Source organism: Stenotrophomonas sp. 99219_Sma, from assembly GCF_056480785.1.
Genome location: NZ_CM151117.1, coordinates 1,256,112 through 1,270,500, shown reverse-complemented (window position 1 = coordinate 1,270,500; position 14,389 = coordinate 1,256,112). Strand labels below are relative to the sequence as shown.

General features: G+C 66.9%; 11 protein-coding genes. 5 read left to right on the top strand and 6 right to left on the bottom strand.

What is annotated here, in order from left to right:
• Positions 1-261 precede the first annotated feature (261 nt).
• From ACZK13_RS05790 to ACZK13_RS05770, 5 genes are read left to right on the top strand one after another with little or no spacing between them, the layout of a single operon-like run.
• Positions 262-741, top strand: coding sequence for an RNA polymerase sigma factor (locus ACZK13_RS05790; RefSeq protein ID WP_229301228.1), 480 nt, complete (start codon positions 262-264; stop codon positions 739-741).
• Positions 738-1,706, top strand: coding sequence for a FecR family protein (locus tag ACZK13_RS05785; RefSeq protein WP_285302732.1), 969 nt, complete (start codon positions 738-740; stop codon positions 1,704-1,706). Before ACZK13_RS05790 ends, ACZK13_RS05785 begins: the two co-directional genes overlap by 4 nt.
• Before the next feature lie 11 nt (positions 1,707-1,717).
• A complete protein-coding gene (locus ACZK13_RS05780) occupies positions 1,718-4,516 on the top strand; it encodes a TonB-dependent receptor plug domain-containing protein (RefSeq protein WP_478482346.1) in 2,799 nt (932 codons plus the stop codon).
• A gap of 46 nt (positions 4,517-4,562) precedes the next feature.
• Positions 4,563-5,519 (top strand): hypothetical protein, encoded by a 957-nt coding sequence (locus ACZK13_RS05775; protein ID WP_032127575.1) that lies wholly within the window; start codon positions 4,563-4,565, stop codon positions 5,517-5,519.
• Entirely contained in the window at positions 5,516-6,235 is a 720-nt protein-coding gene (locus tag ACZK13_RS05770) for a hypothetical protein (RefSeq protein WP_032127576.1), read from the top strand. Before ACZK13_RS05775 ends, ACZK13_RS05770 begins: the two co-directional genes overlap by 4 nt.
• 83 nt (positions 6,236-6,318) lie before the next feature.
• On the opposite strand, the gene ACZK13_RS05765 is transcribed toward ACZK13_RS05770, so the two are convergent.
• The 6 genes from ACZK13_RS05765 to ACZK13_RS05740 all read right to left on the bottom strand — a co-directional run bounded on the left by ACZK13_RS05765 (position 6,319) and on the right by ACZK13_RS05740 (position 14,364).
• Entirely contained in the window at positions 6,319-6,984 is a 666-nt protein-coding gene (locus ACZK13_RS05765; RefSeq protein ID WP_478482345.1) for a lysoplasmalogenase, read from the bottom strand.
• On the bottom strand, positions 6,981-8,864 hold the full coding sequence (locus ACZK13_RS05760; RefSeq protein WP_253143264.1) for a M61 family metallopeptidase: 1,884 nt from the start codon (positions 8,862-8,864) through the stop codon (positions 6,981-6,983). The genes ACZK13_RS05765 and ACZK13_RS05760 overlap by 4 nt, the downstream gene beginning before the upstream one ends.
• A gap of 222 nt (positions 8,865-9,086) precedes the next feature.
• Positions 9,087-10,037, bottom strand: a complete 951-nt coding sequence (ispH, locus tag ACZK13_RS05755) for a 4-hydroxy-3-methylbut-2-enyl diphosphate reductase (protein ID WP_049424359.1) — start codon at positions 10,035-10,037, stop codon at positions 9,087-9,089.
• A gap of 27 nt (positions 10,038-10,064) precedes the next feature.
• Complete coding sequence (gene lspA / locus ACZK13_RS05750; RefSeq protein WP_049424357.1) at positions 10,065-10,589, bottom strand: signal peptidase II; 525 nt, start codon at positions 10,587-10,589, stop codon at positions 10,065-10,067.
• Positions 10,589-13,420 carry an isoleucine--tRNA ligase gene (gene ileS / locus ACZK13_RS05745; protein ID WP_125895432.1) on the bottom strand — a complete coding sequence of 944 codons (2,832 nt, stop codon included), beginning with the start codon at positions 13,418-13,420 and terminating at the stop codon, positions 10,589-10,591. The genes lspA and ileS overlap by 1 nt, the downstream gene beginning before the upstream one ends.
• Positions 13,417-14,364: a bifunctional riboflavin kinase/FAD synthetase gene (locus ACZK13_RS05740; protein WP_032127582.1), complete on the bottom strand. Its 948-nt coding sequence runs from the start codon at positions 14,362-14,364 to the stop codon at positions 13,417-13,419. Before ACZK13_RS05740 ends, ileS begins: the two co-directional genes overlap by 4 nt.
• Between the last annotated feature and the right edge of the window lie 25 nt (positions 14,365-14,389).

Below are 14,389 nucleotides of genomic sequence, written 5' to 3'. Positions count from 1 at the left end.
CGCGGGTAGAACGATCAACGCCGCAGCGGGGCGATCTCCCCCAGTGGAACGGATCCTGAAAAATGAATACATTCACAATGAGGATTCGATCGATGCACACTCTTCCCCATCCGGTCATCGTCGCGTAAAACTCGATGACGCATTCGCCACCGACAGTCGAGGCCAGCCCTGTCCACCCCGTCTCCCCTGATCCATCGCGCGCCGGAGCCGCCCGCACCTGCGGATGCCTTCATCGCGTTCGTACGCGAAGAGCGCGCACCGCTGTGCGCGTTCCTGCGCACGCGGGGGGTCGGGCCTGAGGATGCGGAGGATATCGCGCAGGACTGCATGGAGCGGCTGATCCGCTATCGCGCACAGGGCCCGGACGAACTGCGCCTGCTGCTGTATCGTATCGCCCGCAACCGCCTGGCAGACCGCGGCCGCTCGCCGCAGTCGCGGCCGCATCTGCCGCTGGCCGAACACGATGGCAGCGACGAACCGTCCAGTTCCTCGCCCGATCCATTGCGCCAGGCCGAGTCAGGGCAGATGCTGTCCCTGCTGCGGCAGGCCCTGTTCAAGCTGCCCGAACGCGCACGCGAGGTCTATCTGCTCAACCGCATCACCGGCATGAGCTACACGCAGATCGCGCGGCATTGTGGAATTACTGCCAAGACCGTGGAAAAACATATCGCCCGGGCCCTGCAGGGCCTGCGTCAGGAGTTGGGATCGGATCCGCTGCACAACGACAGGGACGGCCAATGAGTGGCACCCCGCACAGGGATGATGCACAGCTGTTTGAACGCGCCAGCGCCTGGGTAGCCCGCCTGGAAGCCCCGGACTGCACATCGGCCGAACGCGAAACGTTCGAGGACTGGCTGGCCGAAGATCCGGCCCACGTCAAAGCCTGGGTGCAGGCCGAAACCCTGTTCCAGCAGGGTGCGGAGCTTGCGGCTGACCCCTGGCTGCGCACCGCCGCGGCACGGGCGGCGCGTCCGCCGCGCCGGCGCTGGTTGCCGGGCATGGCCGCTGCCGCCGGTGTCTGCATGGCGATCGGCATCGGCTGGATGGTTGCCGTCGACGGCAACCCGACGCCACAGGTCTACGCCAATGATTCGCACCAGGCACAGCAGCAGACGCTGGCCGATGGCAGCGTCGCCATGCTGGATGCCGGCACCACCCTCCGCGCCCGCTTCGGCTGGCGTCATCGTGATCTGGTGCTGGAGCGGGGTCGGCTGCAACTGCAGGTCGCTCCGTCGAACAAGGCGCTGCAGCTGCACGCCGGCGACAGTACGATCCGCGACATCGGCACGACCTTCCAGGTGGAACGCCTGCGCGACGGCCTGGTCGAGGTCGCACTGCTGGAAGGTGCCGTGGAAGTCAGCAACGGCGCAGCGCAGCACACGCTGGCACCCGGCCAACAGCTGCAGGTATTGCCCTCCGGCCGTATCCAGCCGGGCCCTGCCCTCTCGTCCAACGCAGCCGCTGAAGGCTGGCTGCGTGGGCAACTGGTGTTCGATGCCACGCCACTGTCGATCGTGGTCGAGCGCATGAACCGTTATGGCCGCACGCCACTGGTGATCGTCGATCCGGAGATCACCGACCTGGCGGTAAGCGGCACCTTCCGCGCCGGTGATGCACAGGAGCTGCTGTCGGCGCTGGAACTGGGTTGGTCCGTGGCTGGCCAGACGCGTCCGGATGGCGCGCTGGAACTGCGCCGCACCTACTGAGGAGACCGGCAGTGAAGGCAGGTCCGGGTGCGCTGCAGTGGGGGCTGCTCCGCGCCCTGCTATGCCTTGCACTGGGTGTTGCCGCACTACCGATGGCCGATGCCGGCGAGCCCGCCGGCACGCTGGAGATCGACGTGGGCGCCGGCCCACTGGTGCCGGCACTGCAGCAATGGGCCCGGCAGAGTGGCACCGCCCTGCTGTTCGACGCACGTGAACTGGATGATCTGCGCACCGGCGGCAGCCGTGACCAACGCGATACCGGGGCCTCCCTGAAGCAGCTGGTCGCCGGCCTGCCGGTGAACATCCTGCGCACTTCATCCGGTGCCTTTGTCGTGCGGCGCGTCCATCCCGAGCCCCCTGCCACGCCGCCGAAAGCGGTCGCAGTCCCGCGCCTGCCGCGCCCGGCTCCCAAGTCCGCCGACACGCCACACCAGGTGGAACTGGCGCCCATCCATGTCACCGGCAGCCGGCTGCCGCGCTCTTCGGTGCAGACCACACTGCCGGTCACCACCATCGATCGCGACGATATCCTGCGCAGCGGCTACGGCAATCTGTTCGACCTGCTGCGGCACCTGCCCGGCATGAACGGCCATCCGGCCATGAGCACCTCGCGCGGCGGCGATTCGCAGTACCTGCCGGTGGGCGCAGCGGCCACCACCAGTCTCGACGGCATGGGCCCGCGGGCGACGCTGTTCCTGGTCAACGGCCGGCGCCTGCCGCGCTATCCGATGGTGTCGCTGGAACAGGGTGGGCTCACCGACCTCGGCGGCATTCCGCTGAGCTTCGTCGACCGCATCGAACTGGTACGCGGTGGTGCCTCGGCCATCTATGGGGCCGACGCCATGTCCGGCGTGGTCAACATCATCCTGCGCGACCAGGCCGATGGGCCCGAAGCCATGCTGCAGACCGGGCTCAGCAGCCGCGGCGATGCGGGCCAGTACCGCCTGCAGGCCGCCACGGGCGGCGCGCGTGGCAACGGGGACCGCTGGTTTGCCGGACTCGATCTGCACCGTGTCGAACATGTCGCCGGTGACCAGCGTGACTGGCACGCGGAAACCTCGCTGTATCCGATCGGCGCGATCTTCGGCAACTGGTACGTGCCCGCCCGGCGCTGCGAGCCGCCCCTGAAGCGGCGCGAGGATGGCTGCTGGTTTGACAGCGCGCGGCCGCGGTCGCTGCAGCCCGCCTCGGATACCGCGTCGGCCTTCCTGCACTACCGGCATGAACGTGGTGAGGGACGCTATGCCTATGTCGAGGCGCGGGCCAGTCACAACCGCCAGCGCTTCGATCTGGGCCCGACCGCCGTTGCGGTGGTCTCGCGCGGAATCACCTTCAACAGTGTGCTGCGTGAGGCCGGCAACGTGCGCCCCAGCGTCCGCGCCACCGATGCCGACCTTACCTTCGGCATCGGCCGCGACCAGGGCCGGCGCAGCTGGGAGGCGGGCATCAGCGCGCAGCGCAGCGACGTGACCTTGTCCACTGCAGGCACCGTGCGCACGACACGCCTGCTTGAAGCAACGCAGGCGCGCAGGTTCACTCCCGGTTTCGACGCGCCGCCGGCGGCCGAGGCGGACACGCTGTTTCCGTCCATCCGCAACCGCGGCAGCACCGCACAATGGCAGGGCTGGTGGGGCGTGCAGCGTGAGCTGATGGCAATGCCCGGCGGCAATGCGCAGCTGGCCACCGGCATCGACCTGCGCCATGAACGCTGGACCTCGCGCCCGGACGCACTGCTGAGCCAGGGCGACCTTGCGCTGGGCCTGCCACAGCAGCGACGCCGCCTGTCGCGACAAAGCAGTGGCGTCTACGCCGAGCTGGGCCTGCCGCTGGCCCCCACGCTGCGCGCGGACCTGGCTGCACGCTGGGACCGCGACGGCGGCTTCATGGCGTTCTCGCCTCGTGCCGGGCTGCGCTGGAGCCCGACGCCGCACTGGTCGTTCCTGCTGGCCAGCGGGCGCGGCTATCGTGCACCGAGCCTGTTCGAGCAACGGCGGCCTCCCGGCTACTTCGGCTCGATCACGCTTCCGGTGTCCAGTGCCCTTCCGGAATGTGCGATCACCACGCGTGGTGGCGGCTGCAGCGTCACGGCCAACGTGGTTGAGAACGATGCACTGAAGGCCGAACGATCACGCAGCCATTCGCTGGCAGCCACGTGGACGCCCGACGACACGTTCTCGCTGTCGCTGACCCACAACATCGTGGAACTGCGCAACGAGATCCTCGCCCTGCAGCCGAGCGATGCGGTGTGGAACCGCAGCACGTGGGAACTGGATGAAGACGGCCACCTGGGCAGCCTGCGCCTGTCGTTCGACAACATCGGCCGCACCACCTCCCGCAACTGGGTGCTGCGTGGCGAGTACCGCATCGACAGCGGCAGCAACGGCCAATGGTTGTTTTCGCTCGATGCGCTGAAGCAGCAGGAACTGCTTCGCCGCCGTGACCATGAGGCCGCCGTGGACCTGCGTGGCCATGTGACACCCGAGCTGGCTGCGGTGTTGAACGTGCAATGGCAGAACAGCAACTGGGACATCGCGCTGCGCGGCAACCAGATCGGGCGCACGCGTGCCTGGCTGCCGGGGGCGGAGTGCCCGCAGAAGCAGGTCGACCGGAACCACTGCATGAACCCACGGCAGCTGCGCTGGAACCTGCACCTCGCACGCCGGCTGGGGCCGCGCATCGTTGCAGCGCTGGACGTGCACAACGTGCTGGACACGCAACCGGTGAACTATCTGGTCGGCAATGGCGGGCAGATGCCCGGGCTGGACGATCCGCTCGGCCGCTACTACCTGCTTACCCTGCAGTTCCGCTGAAGCGTAGTAATCTACGCGCCCTGTTCCACCGCGGTCCCCTTCCCCCATGAAAGCCTATCTCTGGTTCTGGGGCGCGTTCCTGCTGTTCTTCGCGTTGCCTTTTCCCTGCATTCTCTATTTCGGCACTTCGTGGCCGGTAGCGCTGGTCGACCGCAGCGCACCGTGGCTGGCACTGTTGCTGCTCGCACTGTCGATGGTCCTGTGGCTGATGCTGCTGTTCGCCTTCCTGCACTACCTGTTGCTGGGGCCGCCACGCGCACTGCACCGGGTGCAGTCGATCCTGGCCGACGGTGAACCGCGCAGTGCGCTGATCGAGCAGGCCGAACAGACCGGCGTGCAGGTACGTGGGTTCGCGCAATGGAAACTGCAGTTGTCCTTCAAGAACCTGTCCGGTACGCCGGTCCGCGAACAGATGCTGGTGGTCGACAGCAAACCCCAGCTGCATCGCTTCGAGGTGGGCAGGCACATCGATGCGCGCCTGGGCCGGACACCCGGAGCATTCCCCAACATCGTGCTGGACGGTGCCCAGCCCGAACTGAATGTCGCCAGCCTGTGGCGGCGCGGCATCGGTGCAGCACTCGGCATCGCCATCGTTGCCGCTGCCTATGTGTGGGCCTACCAGCTGCAGAGCGAGGGGCTGGGCTGGACCTTCCTGTCGTTCGGTCACCCGCTGCTGGTGTGCCCGCTGGTGCTGTGTGGCTATGCGCTGGGCCTGCGCCTGCTCGGCCGCCTGCTGCACGCCGATGCCCGCGGCGATGCGCTGAAGTATCGCGGCATAGGCGTGGAGGCCAGGGTGTTGAAGGTGCGTCAGACCGGCACCTACCTCAACGAACAGCCGCAGGTGGAGTTCCAGCTGGAATACATCGACCGCGAAGGCAACGTGCAGCAGGCTCGCGTGCGCCGCTTCATCCCGCTGATTGAACTGGCCAACATCCCGCGCGAGCATGTGACGCTGCTGTACGACCCGGATGACCGCAGCAACGTGCGCCTGGAGGGAGTATGAAACAGCCGCCCTCAACCCGCACCGTGTTCCTGGTACTGCTGCTGGTTCTGGCGGGCGTGGCCGTTGCCGGCGGCGCCCTGCAGACCATCAGCGAAACGCTGGGGCATTCGGTACAGCCGGACCGGTTGCCCGCGTCCGTCTCGTCCCAGTCGCCGCGCGAACAATCCGCATCGCTTGTGCCGTCCCCGGCGCCCTTCCCCGCCGCGAGCACCGCTGGAGCGCCCGAGCGCAACAACCGCCTGTTCGATGCGGACTACCTGCTGGCTGCCCGTCAGGCACTGGAGCAGATGCCAGCGCTGGCCGGCCAGCGGCTGACGGTCTTCCACAGCATCCACTTCTACGACGATGGCCGCATCAACCTCGATCTGGTCGATCCGCAACAGCCGGGCCACGTCGACAGCTATCACTTTGAACGTGGCCAATGGCGCAAGGGCAATCCGGTGAACCCGCAGCAGTTTGCGCCGACCATCAGCCTGCAGCGCAGCAGCACATCCCTGGCCAGCATCGATTTCGAGGCTGTTCCGCGCGTGGCGCAGGCGCTGCAGGAACAGCGCAATGCGCTGCAGAACCCCGCATCTGAAGTCGGCCACGTCTACGTGATCGTGCGCAAAGCCGGCAAGCTGGTATGGCTGCCGGACGAAGTCGCCGGTGACCGCGAATCCGTGCGCCTGCAGTTCGATGCGCAGGGCGCCCTGCGCGGCGTGAGCCGCCGGTAGGCCACACAAAAAAGGGGACGGAGGGGATTAAGTCGTATGTGCCTTGGTGCGGTTTGCGACTTAATCCCCTCCGTCCCCTTTTTCTATTTCACCGAGCGCGCGATGGCGTACTGCGCGGCGTAGTACGTGGACAGCACCAGCAGGCTGGCCAGCGGCAGGCCACCGGCGAAGCGGTCCCAGGCCAACAGTGAATCGCTGGCGACGAACAGCACGGCACCGGCAGCGGCCCAACGGGCACTGGCGGCCTCCATGGCGTCAGGCTGCGGGCGGCGCCACTGCCGTGCCAGGGCCAGCACCGCCATCGATGCCAGCACCACCACGTACGCCAGCACCGGAATACGCATCGGTGCGGGCAGGTGTGGCCACAGGCCCAGCACGTTGAGCACGGCAAACGCACCGAGCAGGACGCTGGCGCCGACCAGCCCACGCCCGGCACGCAGGCCTCCGCGGAAGGCGATGATGTAGCAGACATGCGCCAGCAGGAATGCGACCAGTCCCGGTACGAACGCATCCATCGGCAGCATCAGTGCGATATCACCCAAGCACGAAAGCAGCATGCCGGCCAGCACCGCGCGGCGGTAGAACGGCTGCACCGGATCATGCACGCGCCAGACGATGGCAGCGATCAGCAGCGTGGTGGCCGGCTTGGCCAGCCAGTGCAGCCAACGCCCATCGCCGTGCAGGAATGCGCCCACGATGGCGAGGATCGCCATCAACAGGATCACGCCATCGCGGGCGCGCGGCTTCATCGCGCCTTCCACAGATCCGCCAGGCGGTCAGGCTTGCCGGCGATGCGCTCCAGCACCGGGTACTGCAGGCCACCGTGGTAGGCGATGCTCATCGTTTCGATGCGATCGAACTGCTTCACCAGCAACACGATCGGCGCCTTGTCCTTTGCTGCGGCCCCCACTGCATCCTTCAAGCGCTGGCTGCTGTACTCGCGTCCGCCAACCGCAATCACCTTCATGCCCGGCGCCAGTCCTGCATTGAACGCCGGGCTGTCCCAGATCACGTCGCCGACCACGCCGCTGTCGAGCACGGTCGCGCCCAGCGAGTACGCCAGCAGCGCCGCCTTGGCGCGCTTTTCCTGCGCCTTGTAGGCGTCGTTCGGAGTATCGCGGTAAACCAGCTTCCAGCCCGCCAGTTCCAGGCCGCCGGTCAACGAACCATGGCCATCCAGGCGCCCGCGCAGGAACGTCGCCCAGTCGTACGGCGCGATACCGTTCAAGGTCGCGACCACATCATCGAAGGTGTACGGATTGACGTCCCAATTGCCATTGCCGACGCCGAAGAACGCACGTGCGAAGTCGTCCAGGCTGCGGCGATTGCCGCTCAGTTCGCGCAGCTTGCCCTCCACTTCCAGCCACAGCATCTGGCCGCCGGAGTAATAGTCCTCGCTCATCTGGTAGTTGCGGTAGGGCAACGTGCGGCGCTGGGCGATGGTCGGGTCGTTCGTGGTGTCCTGCAGCGGCCGCCAGGCCAGGCCCGGGCGACCACGGTCATAGGTTGCGGCCACGTTGGCCAGCATGTCGCGCGCCTGTGTGGTCGACCACAGGCCCGAACGCGCCGCCAGCACCTGGCCCCAGAACTGGGTCTGGCCCTCGTACACCCACAGCAGGCTGTCGCCCATCGGCACGTTGAAGTTGGCGGTGGCCAGATCGGCGCCGCGACGGTACTTCCCGTTCCACGAATGGGTGTACTCATGTGGCAGCAGGTCGCGCATCCACGCGTTGCTGTCCCACTCTGTGAAGTAGCCTGGATCGGCACTGTTCTCGCTGGAGCGGTGATGCTCCAGGCCGATGCCGCCAAGGCGGTCGGTCAACGCCAGCAGGAATTCATAGTGGTTGTAGTGGCGCGCGCCATAGAGTTTGTCGGCCTGCTGCACCAGCGCGCGGTGCATCGTGATCTGTGCCTCGCTCGGCTTCAACGACTTGGCCTCGTCGGCGAACACATTGAGGTGCACCGGCACCTTCGCACCCGGGTCGAGATCGATGCGCTGGTAGTGCTCGCCGGCGAACAACGGCGAATCAACCAGATGGTCATACGAGATCGGCTTGAACACCACGGTGTCACCGTCGCGTCGCGCGGTTTCCAGCGCAGTGGCGAACGACCAGCCCTTGGGCAGGGTCACGCTGGCCTGCGCCTGCAGGTTGCGCGCATCGACGCCGGCCGGATACAGCGAATTGGCGTTCCACTGCAGGTTGAGCATTTCCGGGGTCATCACCACCCGGCCCTGGCTGCCGCCCTGCGAGGACAGGAAATCGAAGTGGGCGACGATCTCGCTCACGCCCTCGGGCACGTTCACCTTGAACGCATAGACGTTGAACTGGTCGCGCTGCCAGGCCAGCGGCTTGCCGTTGGCGGTCACGCGCAGGCCGGCCAGCTTGTCGATCGGGCCGGTGGGCGAATGGTTGCCGGGAATCCACTGCGGGTACAGCAGGGTCATCGGGCCAGGCTTGGCCGGCACGGTGGCGGTCACCTTGAAGATGCGCCGGGCCAGATCGCGCGCGTCCACGTCGATGCGCAGCAGGCCGGGAGCCGCCGCGTTCGCCGGTGGCGAGGTCTGCGCCAGTGCAGGCGTGGCCGCCAGCGCGAACAGCAACGACATCGCCAAGGCTCGGGTCTTCATCGGACAGCTTCCAACAACGGAGAATCTTCCGATGCTAGGCCTGTAAAGTGCCCCGCCCCATGGCCAAAGGTCATGGGCGCGCGCCCATCCGTGCATGCCCAGAAGCGTGCGAACCAAGGTTCGCACCCACCTTGTGCTGGTTTGCAGCCACCTTGTGCTGGTTCGCACCCACCAGAGCAGTTTCAGTAGATCCACGCCATGCGTGGATGAGGCGCTTCCCGGTCAGTCGACCAGGCGCAGGCGCAGTTCCTTCGGCAGCGCGAACACCATCGATTCCGGTTCGCCGTCCAGCTCGCCCACGCCACTGGCGCCCAGCTCGGCCAGGCGCGCCAGCACGCCATCGACCAGCACCTGCGGCGCCGAGGCACCTGCGGTCACACCGATGTGCTGCTTGCCAACCACCCACTGCGGGTCGATCTCGTGCGCGCCGTCGATCAGGTACGACTCCACGCCCTCACGACGGGCCAGCTCGCTCAAGCGGTTGGAATTGGAACTGTTCGGCGAGCCGACCACCAGCACCAGGTCGCAGCGTTTGGCCAGATCGCGCACGGCGTCCTGGCGGTTCTGCGTGGCGTAGCAGATGTCGTCGTTCTTCGGGCCCTGCATCGCCGGGAAGCGCTCACGCAATGCATCGATGATGCCGCGCGTATCGTCCACCGACAGCGTGGTCTGGGTGGTATAGGCGAAGTTTTCCGGCTGGTTGATGTGCAGCGTGGCAACCTGCTCGACATCCTCGACCAGATAGATCTGGCCGGTGCCGGCTTCGCGGTTCCACTGGCCCATGGTGCCCTCCACTTCCGGGTGACCGGCGTGGCCGATCAGCACCACGTCACGGCCGGCACGGCAGTGGCGGGCCACTTCGAAGTGGACCTTGGTCACCAGCGGACAGGTGGCGTCGAACACCTTCAGGCCACGACGCTCGGCCTCCTGGCGCACGGCCTGGGACACGCCATGCGCGCTGAAAATGACCGTGTTGTTGTCCGGCACTTCATCGAGTTCCTCGACGAAGATCGCACCGCGCTGCTTCAGGTCGTCGACCACGAAGCGGTTGTGCACCACTTCATGGCGGACGTAGATGGGCGCGCCCAGCGTTTCGATCGCGCGCTTGACGATCTCGATCGCACGATCGACGCCGGCACAGAATCCACGCGGGTTGGCGAGCAGCACATCCATCAGTTCAGTCTCCCGGCAGCGGCCGGCTTACGGTTTCGGATTGGCATTATCCGCCTTTTTGGCGGACTTGCCGTCGAACAGGCCAAACAGGGCGATGCCGATGGCACCCACCACGATGGCCGAATCGGCGATGTTGAACGAGGGCCAGGTGTAGCTGCCCACGTACCACTGGATGAAGTCGACCACATGGCCATGCACCTGGCGGTCGATCACGTTGCCGATCGCGCCGCCGATGATCAGCGCGTACGGCACCGCGGCCTTCCAGTTGCCGCGGGCAGTGCTACGCAGCCACCAGGCCATCAGGCCGCTGATGACGATCGCCAACACGGTGAAGAAGTGTTTCTGCCAGCCACCGGCGTCGCTCAGGAAACTGAACGCGGCACCGGTGTTGTAGGTGCGGTACCAGTTCCAGAAGCCGTCGATGACCACCACCGGCTGGAACTCCGGCAGGCTCGACAACACCCAGGCCTTGGACCACTGGTCCAAGCCGATGATGGCGGCCGACAGCAGCAGCCAGACCAGGGCGTTCGGATGCGGACGGGGCGCGGCCATCAGAACCAGCTCCGCACTTCACCGGCGCCGGTGATGTTGCTCACGCAGCGACCGCACAGTTCCGGGTGGTCGGCGTTGCTGCCAACGTCGGCGCGGTGGTGCCAGCAGCGCACGCACTTGGCCTTGGTGGTCGGCTGGGCGCTGACGAACACCTCGTCGGTGGTCGCCGGGCGCACCTGCACGTCGCCACTGATGAACAGGAAACGCAGTTCATCGGCCAGCGGCTGCCACTTCGCGGCCTGCTCTTCGCTGGCGGCGATGGTGATTTCCGCTTCCAGCGCGGCACCGATCGCGCCGTTGGCACGCATCGGCTCGAGCACCTTGGCCACCTGCTCGCGCACGGCCAGCAGCTGGTCGAAGTCGGCGGCGTTGAGCTGGGCATCGGCCGGCAGCGGCGCCAGGCCGTCGTACCAGGTGGTGAACAGCACATGGCCGGCATGCTCGCCCGGCAGATAGCCCCACAGCTCGTCAGCGGTGAAGGTCAGGATCGGCGCCACCCAGCGGGTGAACGCTTCGGCGATGTGGTACATCGCGCTCTGTGCCGAACGGCGACCGTGCGAATCGGTCGGCATCGTGTACAGGCGGTCCTTGGTCACGTCCAGGTACAGCGAGCCCAGGTCCACGCTGCAGAAGTTCAGCAGCAGCTGCACGATCTCGGCCATGTTGTAGCCGTCGTAGGCCGCCTTGATCTTCTCCTGCAGCTCCCACGCGCGATGCACGATCCAGCGGTCCAGCGCGACCATCTGGTCGAGCGGCTGCAGGTGCTGGGCCGGATCGAAACCGTCCAGGTTGCCGAGCAGGAAGCGTGCGGTGTTGCGCAGGCGACGGTAGGCGTCGGCGTTGCGCTTGAGGATCTCCTGCGACAGCGACATCTCGTTGCTGTAGTCGGCCGAGGCGATCCACAGGCGCAGGATGTCCGCGCCCAGCTTGTTCATGATGTCCTGCGGCTCGATGCCGTTGCCCAGCGACTTGGACATCTTGCGGCCGTGCTCGTCCACGGTGAAGCCGTGGGTCAGGCACTGCTTGTACGGCGCGCGCTTGTCGATCGCCACGCCGGTCAGCAGCGAGGACTGGAACCAGCCGCGGTGCTGGTCGGAACCTTCCAGGTACAGGTCGGCCGGCTTGCCGAAGCCACGCGCCGCAAGCACGCCTTCATGGGTCACGCCCGAGTCGAACCAGACGTCGAGGATGTCGGTGACCTTCTCGTAGTCGGCCGCTTCGGCGCCCAGCAGTTCGGCGGCATCCAGCGAATACCACACGTCGATGCCCTCGGCTTCGACGCGGTCGGCGACTTGCTGCATCAGCTCCACCGAACGCGGGTGGATCTCGCCGGTCTGGCGATGGGTGAACAGTGCGATCGGCACGCCCCAGGTGCGCTGGCGCGAGATGGTCCAGTCCGGACGACCGTCGACCATGCTCTGGATGCGCGCCTTGCCCCAGGTCGGGAACCAGCCGACGGTATCGATGGCGGCCAGCGCATCGTTGCGCAGGTTGGCCTTGTCCATCGAGATGAACCACTGCGGGGTGGCGCGGAACACCACCGGCGTCTTGTGGCGCCAGCAGTGCGGGTAGCTGTGGCGGATCGGGTGGAAGGCCAGCAGCGAACCGTTGTCGCGCAGCACGCCGACGATGGCCTCCTGCGCCTTCCACAGGTGCTGGCCAGCCAGCACCACGTCACCGGCCGGCGGGGTCGATTCCAGGTACACGCCACGGCCGTCGATCGGGGTCACCTGGCCGGCGTTGTACTTGTCCAGCAGGCCGTACTTCTGGCTGACCACGAAGTCTTCCTGGCCGTGGCCGGGGGCGGTGTGCACCGCACCGGTACCGTCCTCGTCGGAGACGTGCTCGCCGTTGAGCACCAGGATCTCGCGCTCCGGGTAGAACGGGTGCGCCAGCAGCTGGTTCTCCAGCGCGGCACCGGTGGTTTCACCGTGCAGCACCACGTTTTCGACGCCATAGCGCTGCAGCGCGCGCTCGGCCAGGGCCGCGGCCAGCACCAGCCAACGGCGCTTGCCGTTGTGCGCCGGGCCTTCGGCCAGCACGTAGTTGATCTCCGCGCCCAGCGACACCGCCAGCGAAGCCGGCAGCGTCCACGGGGTGGTGGTCCAGATCGGCACGGCCACTTCCACGTCAGCCGGCACGCTCACGCCGAACGCCTGGCCGATGGCCTGCGCATCGCGCGCGGCGTAGGCCACGTCGATCGCCGGCGATTCCTTTTCCTGGTATTCGATCTCGGCCTCGGCCAGCGCCGAGCCACAGTCGAAGCACCAGTACACCGGCTTGGCGCCACGCACCAGGTGGCCGTTGGCCACGACCTTTGCCAGCGCACGGATTTCGTTGGCTTCGAAGTCGAAGCTCAGGGTCTTGTACGGGTTGTCCCAGTCACCGGTCACGCCCAGGCGCTTGAAGTCCACGCGCTGGATGTTGATCTGCTCTTCGGCGAACTCGCGGCACTTCTGGCGGAATTCGACGGCGTCGAGCTTGGTGCCGACCTTGCCCCACTTCTTCTCGACCGCGATCTCGATCGGCAGGCCGTGGCAGTCCCAGCCCGGCACGTAGGGCGCGTCGAAGCCAGCCAGGTAGCGCGACTTGACGATGATGTCCTTCAGGATCTTGTTGACCGCGTGGCCGAGATGGATGCGGCCGTTGGCGTACGGCGGGCCGTCGTGCAGCACGAACAGCGGGCGGCCGGCGGCGTTGTCGCGCAGCTGCTGGTAGAGCCCCTGTTCTTCCCACCGCGCCAGAATGCCCGGCTCGCGCTTGGGCAGGTCGCCGCGCATCGGGAATTCGGTGGCTGGCAGGTTCAGGGTGGTCTTGTAGTCCTGGCTCACGCAGTGGCTCGCAATCTATGTTCGGAAAGGATGGCGCGCGCCTGTTCGGCATCGCGGTGCATCTGGTCGGTCAGTGCCGCCAGATCATTGAATTTCTCTTCGTCGCGCAGCTTGGCGACGAACTCCACGTCGATGTGGCGCCCGTACAGGTCGCCCTGGAAATCGAACAGATGGGCTTCCAGCAACGGCTCCACGCCGTCCACGGTCGGCCGCGTGCCGAAGCTGGACACCGACGGCCACGGCTGGTCGAACACGCCGTGCACCCAGGTTGCGTAGATGCCCGACAGCGCCGGCGTCTTCGGGAACCGCAGGTTGGCAGTGGGGAAGCCCAGCGTACGACCAAGCTGGCGGCCGCGCACCACCCGCCCGCTGATCGCGTACGGACGCCCGAGCAGGTCGCCGGCACGGGCGAAGTCGCCGTCCTGCAGCAACTGGCGGATGCGGGTACTGGAAATGCGCTCGCCATGCAGGTCGACCGCTTCGATCTCGCCGGCGCTGAAGCCGAGCTCGGCACCGAGCTGCTGCAACAGGGCCAGGTCGCCGCGACGGCGGTTGCCGAAACAGAACTCCGGCCCGATCCAGACCTCACGCGCACTCAGGCGATTGACCAGCAGCTGGCGCACGAAGGTCTCGGCCGGCATCGCCGCCATCGCCGCATCGAAACGCAGCAGACCGATCGCATCGACGCCGAGCTCGCGCAGGATCTCGACCTTGCTGCGTGCGAGGGTCAGCCGCGGCGGCGGCGTGCCCTGGGCGAAGAATTCACGCGGCAGCGGCTCGAACGCCACGGCCACCGCGGCCACGCCCAAGGCGCGCGCGCGGGCAACCGCGTGGCGGACCAGCGCACGATGGCCCAGGTGGAGGCCGTCGAATGCACCGATACAGACCACGCTTCCGTTGGGGAACAGCTCCCCGCCCTCGACGCTTCTGAACAGCCTGCTCATCAACTCTCGTTCCGGCCCGACCGGG